General features: G+C 48.9%; 1 rRNA gene. It reads left to right on the top strand.

The features are described from left to right. Nucleotides 1-179: 179 nt before the first annotated feature. Nucleotides 180-3,101: ribosomal RNA gene (locus tag HMPREF3058_RS06000) — 23S ribosomal RNA — on the top strand. Nucleotides 3,102-3,130 lie beyond the last annotated feature (29 nt).

Here is a 3,130-nt window from a genome sequence, read left to right as displayed (position 1 = left end):
TTTGTACATTGAAAACTAGATAAGTAAGTAAGATTTTACCAAGCAAAACCGAGTGAATAGAGTTTTAAATAAGCTTGAATTCATAAATAATCGCTAGTGTTCGAAAGAACACTCACAAGATTAATAACTAGTTTTAGCTATTTATTTTGAATTGTTATTCAAAATATGGTGGAAACATAGATTAAGTTATTAAGGGCGCACGGTGGATGCCTTGGCACTAGAAGCCGATGAAGGACGTTACTAACGACGATATGCTTTGGGTAGCTGTAAGTAAGCGTTGATCCAGAGATTTCCGAATGGGGGAACCCAGCATGAGTTATGTCATGTTATCGACATGTGAATTCATAGCATGTCAGAAGGCAGACCCGGAGAACTGAAACATCTTAGTACCCGGAGGAAGAGAAAGAAAAATCGATTCCCTGAGTAGCGGCGAGCGAAACGGGAAGAGCCCAAACCAACAAGCTTGCTTGTTGGGGTTGTAGGACACTCTATACGGAGTTACAAAAGAACATGTTAGACGAATCATCTGGAAAGATGAATCAAAGAAGGTAATAATCCTGTAGTCGAAAACATATTCTCTCTTGAGTGGATCCTGAGTACGACGGAGCACGTGAAATTCCGTCGGAATCTGGGAGGACCATCTCCTAAGGCTAAATACTCTCTAGTGACCGATAGTGAACCAGTACCGTGAGGGAAAGGTGAAAAGTACCCCGGAAGGGGAGTGAAAGAGAACTTGAAACCGTGTGCTTACAAGTAGTCAGAGCCCGTTAATGGGTGATGGCGTGCCTTTTGTAGAATGAACCGGCGAGTTACGATCTGATGCAAGGTTAAGCAGCAAATGTGGAGCCGCAGCGAAAGCGAGTCTGAATAGGGCGTTGAGTATTTGGTCGTAGACCCGAAACCAGGTGATCTACCCTTGGTCAGGTTGAAGTTCAGGTAACACTGAATGGAGGACCGAACCGACTTACGTTGAAAAGTGAGCGGATGAACTGAGGGTAGCGGAGAAATTCCAATCGAACTTGGAGATAGCTGGTTCTCTCCGAAATAGCTTTAGGGCTAGCCTCAAGTGATGATTATTGGAGGTAGAGCACTGTTTGGACGAGGGGCCCCTCTCGGGTTACCGAATTCAGACAAACTCCGAATGCCAATTAATTTAACTTGGGAGTCAGAACATGGGTGATAAGGTCCGTGTTCGAAAGGGAAACAGCCCAGACCACCAGCTAAGGTCCCAAAATATATGTTAAGTGGAAAAGGATGTGGCGTTGCCCAGACAACTAGGATGTTGGCTTAGAAGCAGCCATCATTTAAAGAGTGCGTAATAGCTCACTAGTCGAGTGACACTGCGCCGAAAATGTACCGGGGCTAAACATATTACCGAAGCTGTGGATTGTCCTTTGGACAATGGTAGGAGAGCGTTCTAAGGGCGTCGAAGCATGATCGCAAGGACATGTGGAGCGCTTAGAAGTGAGAATGCCGGTGTGAGTAGCGAAAGACGGGTGAGAATCCCGTCCACCGATTGACTAAGGTTTCCAGAGGAAGGCTCGTCCGCTCTGGGTTAGTCGGGTCCTAAGCTGAGGCCGACAGGCGTAGGCGATGGATAACAGGTTGATATTCCTGTACCACCTAGTATCGTTTTAATCGATGGGGGGACGCAGTAGGATAGGCGAAGCGTGCTGTTGGAGTGCACGTCCAAGCAGTAAGGCTGAGTGTTAGGCAAATCCGGCACTCATAAGGCTGAGCTGTGATGGGGAGAGGAAATTGTTTCCTCGAGTCGTTGATTTCACACTGCCGAGAAAAGCCTCTAGATAGATAACAGGTGCCCGTACCGCAAACCGACACAGGTAGTCAAGATGAGAATTCTAAGGTGAGCGAGCGAACTCTCGTTAAGGAACTCGGCAAAATGACCCCGTAACTTCGGGAGAAGGGGTGCTCTTTAGGGTTCACGCCCAGAAGAGCCGCAGTGAATAGGCCCAAGCGACTGTTTATCAAAAACACAGGTCTCTGCTAAACCGTAAGGTGATGTATAGGGGCTGACGCCTGCCCGGTGCTGGAAGGTTAAGAGGAGTGGTTAGCTTCTGCGAAGCTACGAATCGAAGCCCCAGTAAACGGCGGCCGTAACTATAACGGTCCTAAGGTAGCGAAATTCCTTGTCGGGTAAGTTCCGACCCGCACGAAAGGCGTAACGATTTGGGCACTGTCTCAACGAGAGACTCGGTGAAATCATAGTACCTGTGAAGATGCAGGTTACCCGCGACAGGACGGAAAGACCCCGTGGAGCTTTACTGTAGCCTGATATTGAAATTCGGCACAGCTTGTACAGGATAGGTAGGAGCCTTTGAAACGTGAGCGCTAGCTTACGTGGAGGCGTTGGTGGGATACTACCCTAGCTGTGTTGGCTTTCTAACCCGCACCACTTATCGTGGTGGGAGACAGTGTCAGGCGGGCAGTTTGACTGGGGCGGTCGCCTCCTAAAAGGTAACGGAGGCGCTCAAAGGTTCCCTCAGAATGGTTGGAAATCATTCATAGAGTGTAAAGGCATAAGGGAGCTTGACTGCGAGACCTACAAGTCGAGCAGGGTCGAAAGACGGACTTAGTGATCCGGTGGTTCCGCATGGAAGGGCCATCGCTCAACGGATAAAAGCTACCCCGGGGATAACAGGCTTATCTCCCCCAAGAGTTCACATCGACGGGGAGGTTTGGCACCTCGATGTCGGCTCATCGCATCCTGGGGCTGTAGTCGGTCCCAAGGGTTGGGCTGTTCGCCCATTAAAGCGGTACGCGAGCTGGGTTCAGAACGTCGTGAGACAGTTCGGTCCCTATCCGTCGTGGGCGTAGGAAATTTGAGAGGAGCTGTCCTTAGTACGAGAGGACCGGGATGGACATACCTCTGGTGTACCAGTTGTCGTGCCAACGGCATAGCTGGGTAGCTATGTATGGACGGGATAAGTGCTGAAAGCATCTAAGCATGAAGCCCCCCTCAAGATGAGATTTCCCAACTTCGGTTATAAGATCCCTCGAAGATGACGAGGTTAATAGGTTCGAGGTGGAAGCGTGGTGACACGTGGAGCTGACGAATACTAATCGATCGAAGACTTAATCAAATTTTTTAAAAGCGTTTTGCGACGCAAAA

This window comes from Staphylococcus sp. HMSC068G11, assembly GCF_001815825.1.
Classification (GTDB): domain Bacteria; phylum Bacillota; class Bacilli; order Staphylococcales; family Staphylococcaceae; genus Staphylococcus; species Staphylococcus epidermidis.
This window is presented reverse-complemented; position numbering and strand designations above follow the sequence as displayed.